This is a genomic window from Alteromonas sp. HB246098 (assembly GCF_054890645.1).
The window spans coordinates 34,770-58,780 of record NZ_JBTZUG010000003.1; the positions used below are offsets into that span (position 1 = coordinate 34,770).

Sequence of the window (24,011 nt, forward strand, 5' to 3'; positions counted from 1 at the left end):
TGTATTTATTAATACTGACGTATAACAATGAGATTAACGACAAGAACAAGGATCACTGATGTCTAAAGTAAGTGTATTTTGTATTTCTGCCGCATTGCTAGGCAGTGCTATGCAGGTAGATGCTAAGGAAGGCATGTTCACGCCAGAACAGCTCCCTTCAATTGCTGGCGATTTAAAAGAAACCGGTTTGGAAATTCCTGCAAGTAGTATTAACGACTTAACCGCGTTTCCAATGGGCGCTATTGTTTCTCTTGGGGGGTGTTCAGCATCGTTTGTGTCTGACAAAGGCTTGGCAGTAACCAATCACCACTGCGCACGCGGTTCAGTACAATACAACAGTACCCCAGAAAATAACTACTTAAAAGACGGTTTTCTAGCAAAAGAAATTGGTGACGAACTGCCCGCCGCACCGGGTACTCGCATGTTTGTTACTGTGGATTTTTCTGACGTAACCGACAAAGTTATTGGCGGTATCGATGATGATGTTCAAGGGCGTGAGCGCTACGATCTTATCGAAGCTAATCGCAAAGCTCTCATTGCAGAATGTGAATCTGAAGCAGGCTTCCGCTGCTCTGTACCTTCATTTTTCCAAGGCCTTGAATACAAGCTTATTAAGCAGATGGAAATCCGTGACGTGCGTATTGCCTATGCACCTGCTGACTCTATCGGGAAATACGGCGGTGACGTAGATAACTGGATGTGGCCTCGTCACACCGGTGATTTTTCTTTCTATCGTGCTTATGTTGGCAAAGACGGTAAACCAGCTGATTACAGTGAAGACAACGTGCCGTATAAACCTGATCATTTCCTGAAAGTATCGGCTGCGGGTCTTGAAGATGGTGATTTTGTTATGGCAGCGGGCTACCCTGGTTCTACAAACCGCTATGCCCGTTTGTCGCAAGTTTCGTACATGTTTGATTGGCTGTACCCTACTTACCTTGAACTGGTAGACGAATGGATCAAGACCATTGAAAGCTCGTCTGAAGAAGGAAGCGATGCCCGCATTAAATATGAAGCAACGCTTGCAGGTCTGAATAACTTTCACAAAAATACCTTAGGCCAGCTTTCTGGTGCTAAGCGTGTCGGGCTTGTTCCTCGCCGCGCCGAGCGTGAAGAGCAACTAGCAGCATGGCTAGATAAAAATGGTAAGAGTGAACTGAAGCAATCATTGGCCGCTCTTGATGCGGTTAGCGCTGAACAAATGCAGATGAACAAGCAAAACTTCTGGTACAACAACCTAAGTCGCGCACAGCTTTTATCTTCTGCTCAAACCCTTTATCGCAATGCAATTGAAAGAGAAAAGCCAGATGCAGAGCGCGAACGTGGGTATCAAGAGCGCGATCAAATGCGCCTTAAAGAAAGCGCAGAACGTATAGAACGCCGCTTTGATGCGGTTGTTGATCAAGCAGTGTGGCAAAAGATGATCAGCATGTACCTAGAGCAACCTGAAGAAAACCGAGTTACGGCTTTCGATAAAGCAGTAGGTATTGATGGTGATACTGACGGAAAAACGCTTCAGAAGAAGTTAAAAGCGTTTTATGACAATACTTCACTTACCAGCACTGAGGAGCGCTTAAAATGGTTAACCGCAAGCCGTGCTGATTTCGAAAACAGCAATGATCCATTCATAAAACTTGCCGTTGCGCTATTTGATACCGAAATGGCGATTGAAGATAAGAGCAAAACGCTTAGCGGTAAAGCTGCTGCACTTCGCCCTAAATATATGAGTGCGATTATCGAGTGGCAAAAATCTTTAGGCAGCCTTGCTTACCCAGATGCCAACAGCACGCTTCGTGTGACTTACGGTAATGTGATGGGCGGCTCTCCAAAAGATGGCCTTATCTACGAACCCTTTACCCGTCTTGAAGGCATTACGGAAAAAGATACCGGCGAAACACCGTTTGATTCACCGAAAAAGCAGCTTGAGCTTATTAAAGACAAGCAATACGGTCCGTACAAACTTGAAGACATCAATAGCGTACCGGTAAACTTCCTAACGGACTTAGATTCTACAGGCGGTAACTCAGGATCAGCAACGCTTAACGCAAAAGCAGAGCTAATTGGTTTGTTATTTGACGGTACGTTCGAAAGCGTTAATTCAGACTGGGATTTCGACCCGAAAACAACCCGTACCATTCATGTAGACACGCGCTACATGTTATGGGTGATGGAATACGTTGATGGTGCAACAAACCTCATCGAAGAGATGACAATCGTTAAATAAAGCCAAATAATGGGGTCAGAGCCTTAACTCTGACCCCATAATTTATTTGAGGTTGCGGAGGCCTTGGGTGAGGAGGCGATCTAGTGCGTTGGCAAAGTTTTGTTTGTCGCGCTGGGAGAAGGCCTTTGGCCCGCCTGTGTGTTCGCCGCTTGAACGCATGGTTTCCATGAAATCTCGCATGCCCAGTATCTGCTTGATAGACGACTTGTCGTATTCCTCACCACGGTTGTTTAATGCAAGGGCATTTTTTGCCAGTACATCTGCGGCAAGTGGAATGTCATTGGTAATGACTAAGTCACCCGCTTCACACTTCTCTACAATGTAATCATCAGCAGCATCAAAGCCAGAAGGCACTTGCGTTAAAGTTATGTGTTTGTCTGGTGGGACAGACATAAAATGGTTAGCCACCAAAGACAAAGGCAGCTTAGTACGTCTGGCTGCCTTAAAAAGAATGTCTTTGATCACTGCAGGGCACGCGTCGGCGTCAACCCATATATGCATGGTCGTATCTCGTAATTGAAACTAATTACGCTAGCATACCACCATCTACTACTACTGTCGTGCCTGTGGTGTAGCTTGAAGCGTCGGATACTAAGTACAATACTGTCCCCGCCATTTCATCTGGATCTGCCACGCGGCCCAGCGGAATAACTTTCAGCGCGTGTTTTAAGATTTGCTCGTTGGTTGTTAACGCTGACGCAAATTTAGTGTCAGTCAAACCTGGCAGTAATGCATTTACGCGAATGTTTAAGCTACCGCACTCTTTTGCGAACGACTTAGTCATGCTGATAACGGCCGCTTTAGTAATAGAGTAGATACCCTGCATATCACCTGGCGTTACGCCATTTACAGAAGCGGTATTGAGTATGACGCCACCGCCCTGCTCTTTCATCATTTTGCCAGCTTCAATCGACATGAAGAAATAACCACGAATATTTACGTCTACCGTTTTGTTGTAGGCACCAAGGTCAGTATCTAAAATGTGTCCAAAGTAGGGATTGGCTGCCGCGTTGTTTACAAGAATGTCCAGCTTGCCGAAATCGCGCTTAATCACATTAAATGCTTCTGTGATTTGTTCCATTTCACCCACATGACACGCCAGCGCTGTCGCCTTCCCCCCCGCGTCGCGAATTGAAGAGGCTACGGCTTCACAGCCGTCAATTTTGCGGCTTGACACAATAACGTGGGCGCCATACTGTGCGAGCAACCGAGCAATAGATTCGCCGATACCGCGACTAGCACCTGTAACCAGCGCCACTTTTCCTGTTAAATCAAATAGGTTGTTCATTAAACATTCCTTCTCTTGCCGTTTTTACGCAAACTACGTATCTCAGTGTCCTATCTACGATAGCTGCATTTGTCGTGTAATAAGTCTTTTAAAGGCTCTAAAATACGCTCCCCTAAAAGCTTATCGTTTTATATTCATCACACTTGGCGCTTATGCCAACATACCGCCATCAAGTACCACAGACTGCCCCGTCATAAATGACGATTCATCACTACACAGCCATGCAATAGCATTTGCAATTTCTTCAGGCTTACCCAAGCGTTTCATTGGGTTGGCAGCAATTAACCCTTTTTGACCGCGTTCATCTAGCTTAGATAACACGCCTTGAACCATAGGCGTATCAACAAAACTCGGACATACCGCATTAATACGAATGTTCGCTCGCGCGTATTCCACCGCCGCCGATTTAGTTAGCCCTATTACCCCGTGTTTTGACGCACTATAAGCACTTATCATTGGCGCTGAACGTAACCCTGCTACGGAAGCTATATTGATTATGTGACCGCCACCAGTCGTGGTCATGTGCTTCAGCGCGTTTTTCATGCAGTACCAAACGCCAGCTAAGTTGACTTGAATGTTTTTCATAAACATAGCGTCGTCGACTTCGGTAAGTGGCGCAGGAAAATGATCGATGCCCGCGTTATTGATGATCACATCTATCTTTTCAAGATGAGAAAACGCTGTTTCAAACATAGCTTTGACCTGAGCAGGCTCGGTAACATCCACTGTCACTGCATAGGCTTTGCCGCCAGCAGCAATGATTTCTTGAGCCAATGCATTCGCGTTGTCTTCATTTAAATCGGCAATTCCTACTATTGCGCCACGCTGTGCTAACACGCGAGCCGATGCAGCACCGATACCTGACCCACCGCCAGTGATAAGAATATGTTTGCCTTCAACATTTGCAGCTACATTCATTAGCCGTACTCCAGTTTAAATTTTGTGCGCTGTAGTTTTCTTTGCAGTGTCCTAATGCGCAAATGGGAATATCAAAAAGTTAGAAGTAGCTTGCTTTTACATCGTTGCAAGATGCTTCTCGTGACGTCAGTACTTCTATATCGCGACTGACTAGCGGTAATTCCCAATTTAAGAAATATTCTGCTGCAGCAAGTTTTCCTTCGTAGAAGTCAACATCCTGATCGTCTGCACCATTACTTAACGCTTGCTCGGCAACGTTAGCTTGGCGCAGCCAAATCCAACTCACTACACAGCTTGAAAATATATTTAAGAAGCAGCTTGCGTTGGTTAGCAACACAGACTGTTTATCAGAGCGTAGGTCTGCTGCCGCTTGTTGTATAAGTGCGCCAAGCTGGTCCAAATAAGGTTTAAGTTTTGCCGCCAACGCCTGCGCCCTAGGCGTTTCTGCACGCTTCATATCGCGCGTGACACGAGAAAGTAGCACTTGAAGGCCTTTTCCGTCGTGCTGCCACAGCTTTCTTCCTAAAAGGTCTAACGCCTGAATGCCGTTAGTCCCCTCATGAATTGGGTTTAGGCGGTTATCGCGCCAGCACTGTTCAACCGGGTATTCGCGGGTGTAGCCAGCGCCGCCTAGAATCTGAATCGCCAAGTCATTAGCTTTAGGGCCAAACTCTGACGGCCACGCCTTAAATACAGGGGTTAAGAGATCAAGAAGTTGAGAAAGCTCGGTACGTTTTTCACTGTCTGCTTCGGTTTCCATTTCATCAATGAGCATGCTGCCGTATAAGCAAAGGGACATACCGCCTTCACAATACGCTTTCTGCGCTAGCAGCATACGGCGAACATCACCGTGATTAATAATTGGCGTTGGATCGTCTTCAGGTGCTAAGTTTGGTGCGGCGCGCCCTTGTGTACGGTCTTTTGCGTACTCCAATGAATATCGATAGCCGCGATACCCAATCATTGCCGCACCGTAACCTACACCAATTCGTGCTTCGTTCATCATCATGAACATATAGCGCAAACCTTGGTGAGGTTGACCTATAAGGTAGCCATGACAATCGCCATTTTCACCAAACGTTAGCGCCGTTGAAGTGGTGCCTCGATAACCCATTTTGTGAATAAGGCCGGCAAGAGTTACATCGTTGCGTACATCTGGGTTGCCGTCTGCATCTAGTCGGTACTTAGGTACGGCAAATAATGAAATGCCTTTAACACCTGCAGGACCGCCAGGAATTTTTGCTAATACCAAATGAACAATGTTATCGGAAAGCTCATGCTCACCACCTGATATATAAATTTTGCTACCTTTAATGCGGTACGTACCATCGTCCTGAGGCTTCGCAGAAGTGCGTATATCAGCTAGAGCCGAACCCGCATGAGGCTCGGTAAGCGCCATCGTTCCGGTAAAATCGCCTGCCAGCATTTTTGGTAAAAATGCGTCTTTGATATCGTCTGAGGCAAAGTGTTTGATTACATTGGCGGCAGCCGCTGTTAAAAATGGATAAGCAGTAGACGACGGGTTTGCCGCTAAAAAATATCCAGCACAGGCATTCATTACGGTGACGGGTAGCTGCATACCACCATCTTCAAAATCGAAGTGACCCGCAATAAAGCCTGATTCCCTGTACGTATCGAAAGCGACTTTCACTTCGTCGATCATCGACACTTTAGTGCCATCAAACGTAGGCTCGTTTTTGTCAGCTACTGCGTTATGAGGAAGAAACAACTCTTCTGCCATTTTTTCTGCCATATCTATAACGGCGTTAAAGGTTTCAACATTGTGTTCTTCAAAGCGTGGCTTTTCGCACAGTACTGCTGTGTTCAATACCTCGTACAGCTGAAATTGCATTTCACGGCGGGGAATAAGTTGATCGGCCATGTTGTCCTGTCCTCTACGAATATTTGTTAACGCATTGTGTCATATTCGTTATCGTGCCATTATTGTCATTTATGACACAATAATGGCTAATACCGCCAACAATCACTGTGTTTTATTTTCTTTTATAAATTTAATTATTTTTATGAATAACACTAGATTCACTGTTACTGTACTTGGGTTCGATCAAGCCTTGGCGTCTGCCATTACAGGCGCACTTGATGTATTTGCTTTTGCTGGTATTAGTTGGCAGCGAATTCACAATCTTCCCACTGCACCACAATTTAAAGTGCAGCTGGCGAGTCATCACGGGCAATCTATTCTGTGCTCTAATCAAGTTGTGCTACAGCCCAATATTGCTATTGAAGATGTATCTCACACTGATGTTTTGCTGATTCCAACTATCGGTGGCGATATTGATGAGGTACTGAATGATACACAGCCGCTACTGGTTCATATAAAGCGCCTTCAAAAAATGGGAGCGGATATAGCAGCTAATTGCACGGGTAACTTTTTATTAGCGCAGACAGGTTTACTTAACAATAAAACCGCAACGACTCACTGGGGTTATGCTGATAAATTCGAAACCATGTTTCCAAGTGTAAATCTGCAGCCAGAAAAAATGGTGACAGAGGACGATACTGTCTATTGCGCGGGCGGCGGTATGGCATGGATTGATCTATCCATACTTTTGATAGAGCGCTACTGTGGTCACCAAATTGCCAGCGATACCGCAAAGTCTCATGTGTTAGATGTGTCAAGAACGAGTCAGACTGTGTATGCAAGCAGTCGTCAACGGCGATTTCACACCGACAAAGATATTAAAGCGGTCCAGTCCTTTTTGGAAAGAAACTTACAGCGAAAATGCAAGCTAAGTGAACTAGCACATCAACACAATATGACTGAGCGCACGCTCATTAGACGTTTTAAAAATGCTTGTGACACCACGCCTGGCCAATATTTGCAGTCATTGCGCATTGAACACGCAAGGAAACTCCTCGAAACGTCCAGCATGCCGCTTGAGAGTTTGATAAGTGCGGTAGGATACGAAGACCTCAGTTCTTTCACTCGCCTTTTTAAAAAAACGACAGGATTGTCGCCTTCTCAGTATCGCGCGAAATTTAAACGAAGTTGATCACTTACCGAACATGGCTATATAAAGCGCACCATTAAGTATCTTAATTGCTTCAATATGTATCATGCCTGTGCATTAAGGCGTTTCGAGCATATGCAACCTAACTAATATTGTGCATTTATGATGAGAATGCGCGTTCTGTTGCACAAATTTGAAGTTTTTGTGTCAAAGTTTGTGTAAAATACAGCGCCAAGCATGAATCGATTATTTTTGTGCTAAAAACACTACAAAAGTATAATTTTAAAATCATCTTGGTGGAAACATGAGAACACATAAAATCGCCACACTAGCGTTAGCTGTTAGTGCTGCGTTCAGCTCTTCAGTTCTTGCTCAAGAGGCCGCGTCGACAGAAAAAAAAGAAGCCTCACTTGAACAAATTACCGTTACTGCACAAAAGCGTACCCAGTCTATTCAGGAAGTCCCTATTTCTGTTGCAACATTAAGCGGTGAGAAATTCGAAAGCCTATTCTCAGGCGGTGAAGATATTCTTGCTTTAGCGGTTCGCGTTCCAGGCCTTTACGCTGAGTCTTCAAACGGTCGTGTTGCACCACGCTTCTACATTCGCGGTTTGGGTAATACCGATTTCGACCTGGCTGCATCACAGCCTGTTTCTATTATCATGGATGAAGTGGTAATGGAAAACGTGGTACTGAAAAGTTTCCCGCTTTTCGACGTACAACAAGTTGAGGTACTTCGCGGTCCACAAGGCACACTATTTGGTCGTAACACCACCGCTGGTATCATCAAATTTGATACAGTAAAACCAACTCAAGATGTTGAAGGTTACGCGAAAGCGGGTTTCGGTTCATACGGTACAATGAACTTTGAAGGCGCAATTAGCGGCGGTCTTACTGACGAGCTTTCTGCGCGTTTGTCATTATTGTCGCAAGAACGCGATGACTATATCGACAATGCCTTCACAGGCGAAAACGATGCAATTGGTGGCTACGACGAAAAAGCTTATCGTTTACAGCTTCTTTGGGAACCATCAGCTGACTTCTCTGCCTTACTAAACGTACACGGCCGTGAGCTTGAAGGTACAGCCTCTATTTTCCGCGCTAATGTCTTCGACAAAGGCAGTAATGAACTTAACGCGAATTACGATCGTGAAACCGTATACTACGATGGCGATCTACAAGGCGACGGTATTGATAACAACCCACAAGAATACGACGGTTTTGGTGCTTCACTTAAACTAGAATACGATATGGATGAGGTTACATTCACGTCAATCTCAGCAATTGAGACTGCTGACGGCTCAAGCCTAGGTGATGTTGATGGTGGCTATTTCATCGATACTAACTCCGACGGTGTTGCTGAAGAGACAGGCCCTGGCTTTATTCCTTTTTCAGCGGTAACGCAAGATAACCTGAACGATCTAGAGCAATACACCCAAGAGTTTAGATTTGCTAGCAACACCACTGATGCCCTGAACTGGCAGCTAGGTGCTTTTTACTACGATGCATCGTTTAACGTTACCAGCATCGACGGTTACTATGGTGCAACCACAGTATTCCATGAAAACCAAACATGGGCAGTATTTGGCCAAACGTCTTATCAAGTAAATGAGAAGCTTAATGTAACGGGCGGAATACGCTATACACATGACTCAAAAAGTTTGGTAGTTGGCGACCAAAACTTGAATGGTTATGCATTAGTTACCGGGGATGCTTTAATTGAGGAATACGAAGATATTGATGTAGACGATGGTCAAACTAGCTTTGAATTAAGTGCAAACTATCGCGTTACTGATGATATGTCTGTTTTTGCTCGCTATGCTAACGGCTTCCGTGCTCAAACAATTCAAGGTCGTGACGTTGCATTTGAAGGCTCGCCTTCCGTAGCAGACGCTGAAACCATCAACTCTTTTGAACTTGGTATCAAGTCTGACTTGTTCGACGATTCATTACGTCTAAACGCTGCTGCGTTCTACTATACTGTTGATGACATGCAGTTCTCGGCCATTGGTGGTGGCAACAACTTTACTGCACTTGTAAATGCAGACAAAGGTGAAGCGTACGGTTTTGAAGTAGACGCACAGTGGCTTGCTACTGATGAGCTTACGTTTACAGCAGGTTACAGCTACAACCACACTGAAATTAAAGATGATTCATTGACTGTTTCTCCGTGTGGTACTAACCCTAACTTTGGTTCTACAGGTAACTGTACAGTAACTGATCCTCGTCCAGATGGCTTTGCTGCCTCTATCGACGGCAACCCGTTCCCGCAGGCGCCTGAGTCAATCTTCAACTTCACAGCCCGTTACACCATCCCTATGGGTGACGACGGCGAGTTCTTCGTATTTACTGATTGGGCGTTCCAAGGTGAAACAAACATCTTCTTATACGAAGCGGTTGAGTTCACTACTGACGACAATTTCGAAGGCGGCCTACGCATTGGTTATGAGAACTTCGCGCACAATTACACTGTAGCGCTATTTGGTCGTAACATTACTGACGAAGATAACGTTAAAGGTGCAATCGACTTCAACAATCTCACGGGTATCGTAAATGAGCCTCGCGTTTGGGGTGTTGAGTTCAAGTACACCTACTATTAAGCAAAGATAAGTAGCAACTTTATTTACAGTAGCTACATTATTTATCAAAAAGCGGTGACGTTAAAAAACGGCACCGCTTTTTTTATGTCTTTTAGGCCGCCATGTGAACGTCTGAGGTTGGCACTTGTACCAGCTGCTGTAACTTTCTGCACACCTGTACCCAGCGGGCGACTTTTTGATAGTAGACCTGTTCTATTAATTGCCCTTTTTCATCAAACAAAAAGCTCGCTAACTTCCCTTTATTACCCGGCATATAAAAGTGGTGCACGGTAAATTGCTTTGATAAAGGGGCGTGTGTCACTTTTTGATACATACAAAAAGGCAGTGCGTTTGCGCGCTCATCGCCACCGGTAAGGCGAGTGCGGCGTTGAAACGTGTCTGCACCTAAATCAGCCATAATGCCGTGTTTTGAAATAAGTTGATCTACCGCTTTGATGCCTGTTTGCATAATTTTCTCCTAAAGGTTGTGCGACGTAGCTCAACCTAATACGACTCAAAATAAACCATACTGATATTTATACAGTATATGGTCATTTGTTTAAAATGCAAACAAAAAAGCCGCTTTTTACAGCGGCTTGTTTTCTTTCGAAATAATGAGAAGTTAATTAAGCGCTGATTCTAAAAACGCCCACTGGTCGGCATACCCCTCAATTCGCATCCACGTAGGCGTGCCTGCGCCGTGACCCGCGCGGGTTTCTACACGAAGAAGTACTGGGTTATCACATCCTTGATCTGCCTGTAATTGCGCGGCGAACTTATAGCTATGCCACGGTACTACTCTGTCGTCGTGATCACCTGTTGTTACCAATGTGGCCGGATAGCAGGTGCCAGGTTTAGTGTTATGAAGTGGCGAATAGGCATAAAGCGCATCAAACTCGTCTTTGTTTTCACTTAGGCCATAATCGGAAGACCAAGCGCGGGCATTCGCGCTCGGTGTATGATAGCGAAGCATATCTAACACGCCCACTGCAGGTAGTGCTGCAGAGAAGAGATCAGGTCGCTGGGTAAGTGTTGCGCCCACAAGTAAGCCTCCATTCGAGCCACCTTGAATTCCCATTTTGTCTGGGTTGGTATAGCCACTTTCAACTAAATACTCACCTGCCGCAATAAAGTCATCAAAAACGTTTTGCTTGTTAAGCTTAGTACCAGCTTTGTGCCACTGCTGTCCATATTCACCACCACCTCGTAAATTAGCGATGGCAAGCACATTACCCTGCTCTACCCAAACCATGCGTGACACTGAATACCGTGGAAGTAATGAAATATTAAAACCACCATAACCGTACAATAGGGTTTTGTTGTTTCCGTCTAGCTTCAAGCCTTTCTTGTGCACTATAAACATGGGAATTTTAGTGCCGTCTTTACTGGTATAAAACACCTGCTTGGTTTCATAGTCGTCGTAGTTAATACCCGTGTTGATAGTTTTAAATAGTGACGACTCACCACTTTCAACGTTATAGGCATAGACCTGACCCGGGTTAGTAAACCCAGTAAGTTTATAAAAAGTGGTATCTGCATTTTTACCACCATAAAAGCCGCTCACGCTACCGATATCGGAAAACGCAATTTCATCAACTTTTTTGCCGCTTAAATCAAAGACACTCACTTGCCCTTTTACGTCTTTTAGGTACTGAGCAAAAAGCTTTTCTCCTAAAAGTGAGACACTCGATAAGGTATCTGCGGTACTTTCAATTACAGTGCCTGTTTCTTTAACACCACCATCATATTTGACTTTGATAACTTTGCCAGTTGGCGTGCCCGCCGTAGACTTAAAAAATAGCGCATCTTTGTGTTCGCCGATTAAATCGTATCGTCCATCCCATTTATCGAAAACGGGAACTAGCTCACTGTTTTCTGTTTCAAGAGATTTAGCATAAACCCCATTAGCCTGATATCCCTCAAATACGGATATAAGCAAGGTATCTCCATCTTGCACAACTGATGGATATGGGTTCCAAGTGGGTTTATTCTCAAATGCAAAGACCTTTTTATCTGCACTTTGCTCTGTACCTATAGCGTGAAAATAGATAGATACAGTTTGGCTATCATCGTATTTACCCGCCTCATTTTGTGGGTAACGAGAATAGAAAAAACCACTTTCATCGGGCAGCCATGCAATATTTGAAAACTTAATACCTTCAATGGTATCGGTTAAGTCTGTTTTACTGCTGGTGTTACGAACGTGGATGGTTTTCCAGTCGGTGCCGCCATCAGACAGCATATAAGCAAGATAAGACGCTTTAGGGCTGAGTTCAGTCGACGCCATTGACACGGTGCCGTCATCGCTCAAGGTATTCGGATCGATAAGTACTTCAGGTTCACCGTTCACGCCGTCGGACATATAAAGTACGTATTGATTTTGCAGGCCGTCGTTATAAGAATAAAACAGCTTGCCGTTCACCATGTAAGGTGTCGAATACTTTTCATAATCCCACAAGGCAGTTAAGCGCTCTTTGTAAAGCTCTCTAGAGGGTAAATTTGCTAGATAAGGGCGAGCCAAAGTGTTTTGTGAATCGACCCAAGCTTTAACTTCTTCGCTTTTTTCGTCTTCTAACCAACGATAAGGGTCGCTTACCATAGTGCCGTGATAGTTATCTTGCTGCGCAACGGTTTTGGTTGCTGGGTAGCCAGGTACTTTCGGCATAGCAAGGCTTTGGGTTTCATTTTCAACCAAATTAGTATTAGCGGTATTTGAACTTGTGCAGGCAAAGGTTAAGCCTGCAGATGCTGCAACCACCGCAGCATAAATTAGCTTTTTCTTCATTTTGTCATTCCTTAAAAGAAAATGCCGGTGTTACCCGGCATCGTCTATTTAACTTTCTGTCGTAATTCCTGCGTGTTTTCGACCTTTAAACACATTTTTAATGTCGTTTAGAATTAAGTACAGCGCAGGAACCAGCAGCAAGGTGATTACCGTGGCAAATAAGATACCGAAGGCCAAAGAAACCGCCATTGGTATAACAACCTGAGCCTGTAGGCTGCGTTCAAATACTATCGGCATAAGGCCCATAAAGGTTGTTAGTGACGTCAAGATGATAGCTCTAAAACGCTGCGTACCAGCACTAATAGCCGCATCCATAAGCGCCATACCTTCTTTACGCGCGCGATTCACAAAGTCCACCATAATCAAGCTATCGTTCACCACAACACCCGACAAAGCGATGATGCCGCAGACAGACAAAACGCTAACCGCCATGCCCAATACCAAATGACCGATTATGGCCCCAACAATACCAAAAGGGATCACGGACATGATAATCAAGGGTTGGCTGTATGATTTAAGCGGTATAGCGAGTAAGGCATAAATAGCAAATAACGCAAACAACAGCCCCTGCATTAAACTAAACATAGCATCAGCCTGCTCCTTTGAGTTTCCTTGAAGCTGAAATTCAACACTCGGATAGCGGGCTAGGAGGTCTGGCATTAAGTTTTCAATTACATCGTTAGTCACTTCTGATGGGTCAAGCAATGCTTTATCCACGACACCCGTTACGGTGACTGACCGTTTACCATCAACACGAATAATTGAATCGAACCCTTGCCCAACGGTGAATGTAGCCACCTGTTCGAACGGGATCTCTTGACCGTTTGGCGCACGAATACGCATATTTTCAAGGTGCTCTATAGAGCTGCGTTCCGCCTTCGGGTAGCGCACCATGACTTTTATTTCTTCATCATCACGCTGAATACGCTGCACTTCTGCGCCGTAAAAACCAAAGCGCACTTGCTGACCTAAATCGCGAAGTGAAATGCCCAACGCATCGGCCTGAGGTTTCAGCGCTAGCTGAATTTCTTCGCTACCGCCAGAGAAGGTATCGTTGATATCTGTAACGCCTTCGTATTTATCCAAAGCCTTCTTTATGTCGTCACTAATAGCCCGCAATGCTTTAATATCGCTTGAGCTAAATTCAAAGCTAAGGTCAGCGCCGCCGCCAGGACCACCCGGTGAGCTAATATTAAATGACTTCACGCCCGGAATTTCAGGGACCTCTTGACGCCACATATCCTGAATTGCAAAGTCAGTAAGCGTGCGGGTTTCACCTTTCGTAAGCTCAGCGAAAATTTCACCACCTAAATTACCATTGTCAAAAGCAATAGCGTGCTTAATGACATTTTCGCCCGACTCTTCTGCAACTTTGTCATCCATGCGGTGCATAGCTTCGCGAAGTGTAGTTAGTACCTTGTCGCGCTGCTCTAGTGACGAACCGGGCTCTAACTCAAAGCTGGCCATCATAAAGTCACTAGGAATATTCGGGAAGAATACAAAGCGCACTATGCCGCCACCGAATAGCCCCACTGTAAGGATCAGCATCGCCAAAAACACGGCCACTGTTGTATAGCGATTGCGTATTGCTTTTGCTAAAAACGGCGCGTACTTATTATTAATAAATGTCTTTATGCCTTCACTGAAGAAGTCTCGGAACTTTTGGAACGCATTGGCTTTTTCCGGATCATAAGGCTTAAGCTTCATGTGCACTAAGTGAGCCGGCAGGATTAACTTCGATTCAATAAGCGAGAAAATAAGACAAACAATCACCACCATACCGATGGTTTTCCAAATAATGCCGAACGGCCCTGATACCATAAGCATGGGTGAAAAGGCGGCAATAGTGGTTAAAACGCCAAAAGTTGCAGGCATAGCAACTTTCTTAACGCCCACAATAACGTTATCAGCACTGTGTCCTTTTTTATCTATTTCAGAGTAAGCCGATTCACCCATAATAATTGCGTCATCTACCACAATCCCCAATACAAGAATGAATGCAAATAGACTAAGCATGTTGATGGACACGCCAACCATATCTAACGGCATTACAAGCAAGGTTCCAAGGAAGCAGACTGGCAAGCCCACGATGACCCAAAACGCGAGCTTAATTTTCAAAAACAGTGAAAGTACTAAAAATACAAGCAGCGCACCGAAGAACATGTTCTCAAGCATCATGTTAAGTCGGTCAGCTAGATAGAATGAGCTATCGCCCCACGTATCGGCAGTAATATGTGCGGGAAACTCAGACTTTTGACTATCAACGTAATTGTTAACCTGCTCAGAAATTTCCAATGCGTTTTGGTCGCCGACAGCCTGCACACGCAAGCTAACCGCTGGTTTATCATCAAACAGCGCATATTGATTGTTTTCGATAAAGCCGTCGTTGATATAGGCAACATCGCCCAACGTAACGCGGGTACCGTTTGAATTTGTGACTAATACTATCTGGGAAAAGTCCCAACCGGTATAGGCCTGCCCCTTTGTTCTAAGTAGTATGTCGCCGTTTTCCGTGCGGATTGAACCACCTGGTAAGTCAACACTGGTTTGGCTCAAACGCGCCACCACATCAGCAAACGTAAGGTTATACTTTTGCAAATCAACTTCAGAAAGTTCTACAGAAATTTCATAATCTCTCGCACCCACAACCTGAACACTTGATATACCCGGCAAGTTAGCAATGTCATCGCGTAAGTCTTTAGCAAACTCCTTTAACTCCCTTTCAGAAGCATCACCGTAAACCGATAGCCATATCACGTCCTGTTGGATTTTTTGGCGATATATAACGGGCTTTTCAGTATCCGCTGGAAAACTTGGAATGGCATCAACTTGAACCTTTACTTCATCGAGTAGAGACTGAACATCGTAGTCTTCCTCAACTTGAATACTTACCGTACCCATGCCTTCTACGGCAGTTGAGTTTAGCTGTTTGATGCCCTCTAAATCTTTTATGGCCTCTTCAATTTTAAGAAGCACACCTTCTTCTACTTCCTGAGGTGCAGCACCTAAATAAGGAACGCGCACGCTTATAACGTCAATTTCGAAGCTAGGAAACACTTGCTTTTGTATACTGAACGCACTGAACAGCCCGCCAACGATAAGCAAGATCATTAATAAGTTTGCCGCTACATTATTACGCGCAAACCAAGCAATTAAGCCTTTGTTGGTATCGATGCGACTCATTAGTTGTCACCTTCCGATGATTCGCTTTCAACGATGTCCGCGCTCTCGGTAGTATCTGCTTCAGCAGTGTCAGCAAGCACGGGCTCGTCACCTGGCAGGCGCACTTTCATTCCGTCGTATGGGTTTGGCACAGCACTGGTTACCACCAAACTTCCTTCCGCAATACCTGAGCGAATAAATACATCTTGCGCTGTGGTGCGGGCTACTTCGACAGGCATAATTTCAATTTCGCGATTATCGTTTACAGTAAGTACGGTATTGTCTAAACGTAAAATACTGCGAGGTAATACAACAAGCTCTTCGTTTTGACGGGAGGTAATTTCCGCTTCAACGAATTGACCAAAACGCAACGGTGACTTGTGTGAGGACTGTAAATTGTAAGGGTCTTGCACCTCAACAATGGCATACACCACTCTGCTTCCTGTATCCAAAATACCTTCTGAACGAACCAGCTGACCTTCCCAAACGCGTTTAACACCACCAACAGTCGCTGTTAATGTAACAGGTGCCCCTTCGCTAGACTGCCCAGCAATGTTAATAAACATTAAGTCGCTGTCGGTAATAGGTAGTCTAACTTCCGCGGTATCGGTAGAGTAAATGGTGCCAAGTACAGATCCCATGGCAACAAACTGACCAAGATCTATATTACGCTCAACCACTATTCCATTATAGGGCGCAGTTATTTGCGTTCTAGCTAGGTTTCGCTTTGCGCGTTCCAACTTAGCTTCTGCCGCTTTTACGTTGGCTTGTTCTTTTGCCAGTTGAGGCTTTCTTAAGCCTAACTCAGGCGGGGCTACGTTTCTGACTGAACGCCATTCTTGTTCGGCTACTTTACCGCGAGCTATTTCTTCTTGAAGGGCAGCTTTAGCTTGAGCCAATTCAGCTTCGGCTAGTTTGAGGTCAGTGCGGTAATCATCTTGTTCTAACGTGGCAAGTACGTCGCCTTTTTTAAAAGTTCCACCAGCAACAAAAACTTTCGACAGGCTTATCACTTGACCACTGACCTGTGCACTTAACGATGTTTTATTTTGTGGTACTACATTGCCTTGAGATTTAACAACAAAATTTACGGGTTCTGCTGTTACTTCCTTAGCATCAACAAGAAAAGCGGGGATTTCTACGGGCACCTGTTCCGGCGGCTTACGTGACTTGATCATAACCGTCGCGGCGATAAATGCGACTAGCACGATGACTAATGGAAGACCACTTTTCATTAACATGGAGTTTTTCATTTACTATCCCTGGAAGAGAAGGCATCCGAGTTAGTGAAATTTCAACAGTAAATTACTGCGCTACTCACTTACCACCTGATTACCCACTAAATTCTATTATTATTGTTTCAACACTAGTGTACTGATTTTGCGTTTTTTATGCTCAGTTAGATTGTTAAATTTTGTGTCTGATTATTGTTTTTAATATGCACGCAAAAATCCGAAGCTCTAATATAGAAAATTCTTAAAAGAATACAAAGTAAGATTGATAATTATCAGGTTTTCGTTGATTATTTAATCACTCATTGGTTATGAGTTAACCGATGGCTGTTGTTCAAGCTAAGTCTTTAATAGGAAATAGCCTCGGGAATGATTTCGCTACGTTGAAGGGAAACCACATTATGAGTCTTAAGAAACAATACCTTAAATCAAAACCTCTGTGCAAAGTGACATTTCGACTGAATGCGGAAGCAGCAAAAGATGCGAAAGAAGCTGCATTATGTGGAGATTTCACCGATTGGAAAACACAGCCACTGACGATGAAAAAGCTTAAAAGCGGCGATTTCACCTTAACCGTGGACTTGGAAAAAGATCACGAATACCAGTTTCGTTACCTTATTGATGGCGAAAAATGGGAAAATGACTGGGAAGCCGACGCTTATATCCCCTCACCTGTTAGCATAGAAGATAATTCGGTTGTGCGTGTTTAAAAAGTTAGTCCGATACCAAGCGAAATAATGATTCGCTTTGAGTATGTATACTACAAAAAAGGCTGCAAACTGCAGCCTTCGTCTTATTTAGCTTTAAAGCGCTAATTAAAGAGAGCCTTCCAACTCTGGTAGTACATCAAATAAGTCACCTACTAACCCGTAGTCAGCAACCTGGAAGATTGGCGCTTCTTCATCTTTGTTGATAGCAACAATGACTTTAGAATCTTTCATACCTGCAAGGTGTTGAATTGCACCCGAGATACCTACTGCAATGTAAAGTTGAGGCGCAACAATTTTACCTGTTTGGCCTACCTGCATGTCATTCGGAACGAACCCAGCATCTACTGCGGCGCGTGATGCACCAATAGCAGCACCTAGCTTGTCAGCAATACCTTCAAGAAGCTTGAAGTTATCACCATTTTGCATACCGCGACCACCAGAAATAACCACTTCTGCTGCAGTTAATTCAGGTCGCTCAGACTCAGTCAGCTCTGCCGATACGAAATCAGACTTATCACTGCCTTTTACAACATCCACTGCTGCAACTTCTGCGCTACCGCCTGTTGAAGCTGCATCGAACGATGCGGCACGAACTGTAATTACCTTCTTCGCATCAGATGATTGAACAGTAGCAATAGCGTTGCCTGCATAAATTGGACGAACAAAGGTATCTTCGCTCTCTACACCAATAATGTCTGAAATTTGCGCTACGTCTAGCAGTGCAGCTACGCGAGGCATGAAGTTTTTGCCTGTTGTAGTCGCGGCAGCAACGACGTGGCTGTAGTCGCCTGCAAGCTCTACCACTAGGTCAGCCGTATTTTCTGCAAGCTGGTTTTTATAAGCAGCATTATCAGCAACAAGTACTTTTGCAACGCCGTCAATTTGCGCCGCAGCTTCAGCAACCGCTTGGCAACCTTCACCTGCTACTAGTATATGGATATCGCCACCCATTTTTTGTGCGGCATTAACAAGCTTATGCGTTTCCGTCTTTAAGCTTGCATTGTCGTGTTCTGCATATACGAGTACGCTCATGAGATCACCTTTGCTTCATTCTTTAACTTGTCTACCAACTCAGCAACGTCTGCTACTTTAATTCCACCCTCACGCTGAGGCGGAGGCGTAACTTTAAGTACCTTAACGTTTGATTCAAGCGCAACACCGAAATCTGTCGCAGCTTTAACATCAAGAGGCTTACGCTTTGCTTTCATTATATTTGGAAGCGATGCATAACGCGGTTCATTCAAACGGAGATCTGTCGTTACAACAGCTGGAAGCGAAAGCGCTACCGTTTGAAGGCCACCGTCGATTTCACGTGTTACATTCACTTTCTCGCCATCTACAACAACTTCTGAAGCGAAAGTACCTTGAGGCATACCTGTTAGCGCTGCCAGCATTTGGCCAGTTTGGTTGTTGTCAGAGTCAATGCTCTGCTTTCCAAGAATAACGAGCTGAGGCTGTTCTTCCTCAACCACTTTCGCTAAAAGCTTTGCCACTTGAAGTGAATCAAGATTTTGGTCTGTATCAATTTGGATACCACGATCAGCGCCTAGGGCTAGTGCTGTACGTATTTGTTCTTGGCAGCTTTTGTCACCAATTGAAACAACAACGATTTCAGTGGCCACGCCTTTTTCTTTTAATCGAACGGCTTCTTCAACAGCAATTTCGCAAAAAGGATTAATAGCCATTTTCGCGTTTGTAAGATCTACGCCTGATTCATCAGCCTTCACTCTTACCTTAACGTTGTAGTCGATCGCGCGTTTGACCGGTACGAGTATTTTCATATTTACCTCAATTGTTGAGTTCGTCAGTGCTAATTACGTTTCATTAATAATTAACTATTAATAATTAAAAACGTATTACTTCACCACGCTTTTTGAAACTTTAACAATGCTTATACGTTAAAAAAGAAACTGTGGAACGTACGTTTTTTAAAGGCTAGCCTTAAAACGACGTTAACACCACGTTTACGAGCAGGTATAATGCGCTGCCAGTTAACGTTAACGTAAACTGCTTTGCAATGTACTTACTGTTGACGTAAACGTCAACCTGCATTACCTTGCAAAACGACAATTAATTTACATGTTTTTGACACAAAGCATTATTTGTTTCATCAATAGTGCACTATAAAAATACAAACATAAGGAGCCTCCCGTGGAACGAGAATCGATGGAGTTTGACGTAGTCATCGTCGGTGCCGGCCCAGCTGGATTATCAACTGCTTGTAAGCTGATGCAGCTTGCGAATGAAAAAGACCAAGAACTTATGGTTTGTGTGGTCGAAAAGGGCTCCGAGGTAGGTGCACATATTCTCTCAGGCGCAGTGTTTGAGCCACGTTCGCTAAACGAACTATTCCCTGATTGGAAAGAAAAAGGAGCACCACTTAACACGCCGGTGACCGAAGACCACATCTACTTGCTTAATGATGAAACGTCAGCGAAGAAGTTGCCTAACGGCATTACGCCCAAAACTATGCACAACGATGGCAACTATATAGTGTCTATGGGTAACGTTAGCCGTTGGCTAGCAGAACAGGCTGAGCAGCTAGGCGTTGAGGTATTCCCCGGCTTTGCAGCTTCTGAGGTTATTTATAATGAAGATGGTAGTGTTGGCGGCGTGCTTACCGGCGACATGGGTGTGGGTGAAGACGGAAAGCCAAAAGACGGCTACATGCCGGGCATGGAACTACGTGCTAAATACACTGTTTTTGCAGAAGGCTGTCGCGGACATCTAGGCAAAGAGCTCATTTCTCACTTCAATCTAGATGAAGACAGCTCACCGCAACATTACGCTATTGGCTTTAAAGAGATTTGGGATATAGACCCAGCGAAGCACCAGCCGGGTTTAGTAGTCCACAGTGCAGGCTGGCCACTTGATGACGCCACAGGCGGTAGCTATTTATATCACGCTGAAGATAATCAGGTGTTTGTTGGCTTAATTGTCGACCTTAACTACGACAACCCTTATTTGAGCCCGTTTGACGAATTCCAACGCTTGAAACACCACCCTGTATTTAAACAATACCTTGAAGGCGGTAAACGTGTATCTTATGGCGCGCGTGCAATTGCCAAAGGTGGGTTTAACTCTTTACCTAAGATGACTTTCCCAGGTGGCTTACTGGTAGGCTGTGAAGCGGGCACCCTAAATTTTGCCAAAATTAAAGGTAACCACACAGCCATGAAGTCGGGCATGCTTGCAGCCGAGAGCATTTTCGAGGCTTTATCTGAAAACGCAGAAGCACCAGTAAAAGAACTAACGAGCTATACAGATAAATTTAAATCGTCTTGGCTGTATGACGAGCTATTCCGTTCTCGTAACTTCGGCCCTGCTATTCATAAGCTAGGTAATTTCTGGGGGGGGGCATTTAACACGGTAGAACAAAATTTCTTTAACGGTAATTTGTTCTTCACTATGAAAGACGAACACAAAGATTACGCGCAGCTTAAAGAAGCGAAAGATGCTACTGAGATTTCATATCCGAAGCCTGATGGCGTGCTCAGCTTTGATAAACTATCGTCCGTATTTTTGTCGAATACGAATCACGAAGAAGACCAGCCGTGTCATTTAAAATTAAAAGACCCGTCTATTCCTTTACAGGTTAATTTACCAAAATTCGCAGAACCCGCACAACGCTATTGCCCTGCTGGCGTTTATGAAGTTATTGAAGAAGAAGGTGAAAAACGCTTCCAAATTAATGCGCAAAACTGTGTTCACTGTAAAACTTGTGACATTAAAGATCCTAGTCAGAATATTAAGTGGGTTGTACCAGAGGGTGCTGGAGGCCCTAATTACCCGAATATGTAATTTAATGCGTTATTTGGTTATTTAACTGATATTTTTTAAAAGCGAGCTTAGCTCGCTTTTTTTTTGTGCTACTTTTAATTATTATCTTATAGAAATTTAGTACAACGTATTAAGGTTAATTAATGAGCGAATTTTTAGATATTTTAACCCATGGAAGACGTTTACAAGGTGCTGTTAAGGAATTAAGCATAGAAGAACTTGAACAAGTTCAGGAAAAACTTAGCGGTATAATAGAGAAAAGAAAAGAAAAATTACTAGAACAAGAAAAACTAAAAAAAGAAAAGTTAGAAAAACTTGCTGCTATTAAACAGCAAATGGAAGAAGCTGGTCTAAACGTAGAAGATTTACAAGCTTTGGATACCGGTACAAATAAAAACGTAGGTAAGAAGCGTCCTGTCAAATACAAACTTGTGGATGACAGTGGTGAAGAGCACTTATGGACTGGCATTGGGCGTATGCCACGTGTTTACAAAGACGCACTAGATAGCGGCAAATCACTTAACGATTACGCTATTAATTAATATCACTATTTAACCTGCTAATAAGGTCTGTTTTTACAGGCCTTATTTTGTTTTTAAGACTAAAGCAATGTCTAGCAGACAATTATTCATGGGTAAATAAGTCGTGAAGTTAAATTATAAACTTTCAAAGCGAGATTCATCATCACCATGGTTAATTTTAATCCATGGGCTTTTCGGCAATGCGGATAATTTAGCCGTGATTAAACGGCATTTTGAATCAGCTTTTAATATTATAAGTGTAGACCTACCGGATCACGGTGAGTCTCCGTGGACTGATAGTTTTTCTATGACAGCTGCCGCAGATGCAATTTACGACATTATGCAATCTTTAAATATTGAAAAAAGCGCTGTATTGGGTCATTCCCTTGGTGGAAAGGTTGCAATGAAGCTGGCCTTAAATCACAACGAAAATATCACACATTTAATTGTAGCTGATATTGCCCCTGTAAGTTATGACCACAGCCACCAAGCTGTCTTTGATGGGTTGAATTCTGTTTCTTTAGATACCATTGAAAGTAGAAAGGACGCTGAAAAACAAATGGCTGCCCACGTTAAGGAAATGGGCGTCAGACAGTTTCTGTTAAAAAGCCTGTATCAAGATGAAAGCGGAGCATGGAAGTGGCGCTTCAACGTGAGCGGACTAATCAAAAGTTACTCGCACATTATTGATTGGGAACAAACAAATCAAACGTTCGATGGCGTAACCTTATTTATTAAGGGCAGCGAGTCCGACTACATTACACCGGCCTATCGCGATGCGATAGCTCGCTACTTTCCAAATGCGAAAGCGCATATTATTGAAGGTACAGGGCACTGGTTACACGCAGAAAAACCAGCGATATTTAACGGTATTGTAGAAAGAACGCTCAACAAATCGTCATAAAGTAGAACATTTCTCATCCAACAGGATGAGAATGACTATTATTACATATTTTTGAACGTTTTAGGCTCTTACAGGCGTATATACTGTGATATAGTTGCGCCAGATTTTTTTAAGTAACAACACTATGCTTGCAGAAAATTACGAACTCATTGAGTCCATTATGCTGTATGGCGGCTTATCTATTCTTTTTGGATTGATGGGTTTTGCCGTACACGATGTATTACGTAAGAACGATGTTCCTCTTATTGGAAGAGTAGTCACCTATGGCGTGCTGGGTTTAGGCGCGTTAGGATTTCTTGCGAAAGGCATTATTGAATGGTTTTGGCTAAGCACAGGCGTTTAATTAGTAACGATTAATAGAGGTTAGATATGGCAAGCGTTGGCCTATTTTTCGGAAGTGACACGGGTAACACCGAACATGTTGCGAAAATGATCCAGAAGGAATTGGGTAAACAGCTAATTGATGTAAAAGATATTGCCAAGAGCAGTAAAGAAGACATCGCTGAGTTTGATTTGCTTATCTTCGGTATCCCTACGTGGTACTACGGCGAAGCACAGTGTGACTGGGATGACTTCTTTCCTGAATTAGAGCAGATAGACTTTAACGACAAGCTTGTTGCTATTTTTGGTTGTGGCGACCAGGAAGACTATGCGGAATACTTCCTTGACGCAATGGGCATGGTACGCGACATTGTAGAAGCTAAAGGCGCTATTTTAGTAGGTCAATGGTCTACGGAAGGCTATGACTTTGAAGCATCTAAGGGTATGGCAGACGACAACCACTTTGTGGGTCTTGGCATCGACGAAGACCGTCAACCAGAGCTAACAGACTCTCGCGTTAAAGCATGGTGCAAGCAAATTCACGACGAGCTTTGCTTGGCGGAATTGGCGTAGACATAGCTGAATCAGCCATAAATTGGCTATTTAGAAGCTATAA

At 44.0% G+C, this 24,011-nt stretch carries 19 protein-coding genes; 9 read left to right on the top strand and 10 right to left on the bottom strand.

Annotation, left to right across the window (positions count from 1 at the left end):
- The first annotated feature begins 58 nt into the window (after window positions 1–58).
- On the top strand, window positions 59–2,224 hold the full coding sequence (locus ACYTPF_RS08115) for a S46 family peptidase (RefSeq protein ID WP_461851847.1): 2,166 nt from the start codon (window positions 59–61) through the stop codon (window positions 2,222–2,224).
- 42 nt (window positions 2,225–2,266) lie between these two features.
- Here the strand turns inward: ACYTPF_RS08115 and ACYTPF_RS08120 are convergent, their stop codons facing one another.
- From ACYTPF_RS08120 to ACYTPF_RS08135, 4 genes are all read right to left on the bottom strand, one after another.
- Complete coding sequence (locus ACYTPF_RS08120) at window positions 2,267–2,725, bottom strand: YaiI/YqxD family protein (protein WP_461851848.1); 459 nt, start codon at window positions 2,723–2,725, stop codon at window positions 2,267–2,269.
- 25 nt (window positions 2,726–2,750) lie between these two features.
- The gene (locus ACYTPF_RS08125; RefSeq protein ID WP_118494390.1) at window positions 2,751–3,512 is read right to left on the bottom strand and encodes an SDR family oxidoreductase; all 762 of its coding nucleotides are present in this window, start codon (window positions 3,510–3,512) and stop codon (window positions 2,751–2,753) included.
- A 150-nt stretch (window positions 3,513–3,662) separates the two neighbouring features.
- Entirely contained in the window at window positions 3,663–4,430 is a 768-nt protein-coding gene (locus ACYTPF_RS08130; protein WP_179983629.1) for an SDR family NAD(P)-dependent oxidoreductase, read from the bottom strand.
- A 79-nt stretch (window positions 4,431–4,509) separates the two neighbouring features.
- Window positions 4,510–6,312, bottom strand: a complete 1,803-nt coding sequence (locus tag ACYTPF_RS08135; protein ID WP_461851849.1) for an acyl-CoA dehydrogenase — start codon at window positions 6,310–6,312, stop codon at window positions 4,510–4,512.
- A 142-nt stretch (window positions 6,313–6,454) separates the two neighbouring features.
- On the opposite strand from ACYTPF_RS08135, the gene ACYTPF_RS08140 reads away from it, so the two are divergent.
- Complete coding sequence (locus ACYTPF_RS08140) at window positions 6,455–7,444, top strand: GlxA family transcriptional regulator (protein ID WP_461851850.1); 990 nt, start codon at window positions 6,455–6,457, stop codon at window positions 7,442–7,444.
- Between the two features lie 262 nt (window positions 7,445–7,706).
- On the top strand, window positions 7,707–10,001 hold the full coding sequence (locus ACYTPF_RS08145; protein ID WP_461851851.1) for a TonB-dependent receptor: 2,295 nt from the start codon (window positions 7,707–7,709) through the stop codon (window positions 9,999–10,001).
- A 91-nt stretch (window positions 10,002–10,092) separates the two neighbouring features.
- Here the strand turns inward: ACYTPF_RS08145 and ACYTPF_RS08150 are convergent, their stop codons facing one another.
- The 4 genes from ACYTPF_RS08150 to ACYTPF_RS08165 all read right to left on the bottom strand — a co-directional run bounded on the left by ACYTPF_RS08150 (window position 10,093) and on the right by ACYTPF_RS08165 (window position 17,180).
- Window positions 10,093–10,449: a hypothetical protein gene (locus tag ACYTPF_RS08150; protein ID WP_179983633.1), complete on the bottom strand. Its 357-nt coding sequence runs from the start codon at window positions 10,447–10,449 to the stop codon at window positions 10,093–10,095.
- A gap of 153 nt (window positions 10,450–10,602) precedes the next feature.
- Window positions 10,603–12,765, bottom strand: a complete 2,163-nt coding sequence (locus ACYTPF_RS08155; protein WP_461851852.1) for a prolyl oligopeptidase family serine peptidase — start codon at window positions 12,763–12,765, stop codon at window positions 10,603–10,605.
- Between the two features lie 48 nt (window positions 12,766–12,813).
- On the bottom strand, window positions 12,814–15,948 hold the full coding sequence (locus ACYTPF_RS08160) for an efflux RND transporter permease subunit (protein WP_461851853.1): 3,135 nt from the start codon (window positions 15,946–15,948) through the stop codon (window positions 12,814–12,816).
- Complete coding sequence (locus ACYTPF_RS08165; protein WP_179983636.1) at window positions 15,948–17,180, bottom strand: efflux RND transporter periplasmic adaptor subunit; 1,233 nt, start codon at window positions 17,178–17,180, stop codon at window positions 15,948–15,950. Before ACYTPF_RS08165 ends, ACYTPF_RS08160 begins: the two co-directional genes overlap by 1 nt.
- Window positions 17,181–17,560: 380 nt before the next feature.
- Between ACYTPF_RS08165 and ACYTPF_RS08170 the strand changes: the two genes are divergently transcribed.
- On the top strand, window positions 17,561–17,869 hold the full coding sequence (locus tag ACYTPF_RS08170) for an isoamylase early set domain-containing protein (RefSeq protein WP_118494372.1): 309 nt from the start codon (window positions 17,561–17,563) through the stop codon (window positions 17,867–17,869).
- Between the two features lie 105 nt (window positions 17,870–17,974).
- On the opposite strand, the gene ACYTPF_RS08175 is transcribed toward ACYTPF_RS08170, so the two are convergent.
- Both ACYTPF_RS08175 and ACYTPF_RS08180 read right to left on the bottom strand, forming a co-directional pair.
- A complete protein-coding gene (locus tag ACYTPF_RS08175) occupies window positions 17,975–18,901 on the bottom strand; it encodes an electron transfer flavoprotein subunit alpha/FixB family protein (RefSeq protein WP_461851854.1) in 927 nt (308 codons plus the stop codon).
- Window positions 18,898–19,650: an electron transfer flavoprotein subunit beta/FixA family protein gene (locus ACYTPF_RS08180; RefSeq protein WP_179983638.1), complete on the bottom strand. Its 753-nt coding sequence runs from the start codon at window positions 19,648–19,650 to the stop codon at window positions 18,898–18,900. The genes ACYTPF_RS08175 and ACYTPF_RS08180 overlap by 4 nt, the downstream gene beginning before the upstream one ends.
- A gap of 370 nt (window positions 19,651–20,020) precedes the next feature.
- Between ACYTPF_RS08180 and ACYTPF_RS08185 the strand changes: the two genes are divergently transcribed.
- The 5 genes from ACYTPF_RS08185 (at window position 20,021) to fldA (ending at window position 23,968) form a co-directional block, all read left to right on the top strand.
- Window positions 20,021–21,670 carry an electron transfer flavoprotein-ubiquinone oxidoreductase gene (locus ACYTPF_RS08185; RefSeq protein ID WP_461851855.1) on the top strand — a complete coding sequence of 550 codons (1,650 nt, stop codon included), beginning with the start codon at window positions 20,021–20,023 and terminating at the stop codon, window positions 21,668–21,670.
- 122 nt (window positions 21,671–21,792) lie between these two features.
- Window positions 21,793–22,191 (top strand): H-NS histone family protein, encoded by a 399-nt coding sequence (locus ACYTPF_RS08190; protein WP_179983640.1) that lies wholly within the window; start codon window positions 21,793–21,795, stop codon window positions 22,189–22,191.
- A 103-nt stretch (window positions 22,192–22,294) separates the two neighbouring features.
- Window positions 22,295–23,074: an alpha/beta fold hydrolase gene (locus tag ACYTPF_RS08195; RefSeq protein ID WP_461851856.1), complete on the top strand. Its 780-nt coding sequence runs from the start codon at window positions 22,295–22,297 to the stop codon at window positions 23,072–23,074.
- A gap of 124 nt (window positions 23,075–23,198) precedes the next feature.
- Window positions 23,199–23,417: a DUF2788 domain-containing protein gene (locus ACYTPF_RS08200; RefSeq protein ID WP_012519093.1), complete on the top strand. Its 219-nt coding sequence runs from the start codon at window positions 23,199–23,201 to the stop codon at window positions 23,415–23,417.
- A 26-nt stretch (window positions 23,418–23,443) separates the two neighbouring features.
- Window positions 23,444–23,968, top strand: a complete 525-nt coding sequence (gene fldA, locus ACYTPF_RS08205) for a flavodoxin FldA (protein ID WP_014949739.1) — start codon at window positions 23,444–23,446, stop codon at window positions 23,966–23,968.
- Window positions 23,969–24,011 lie beyond the last annotated feature (43 nt).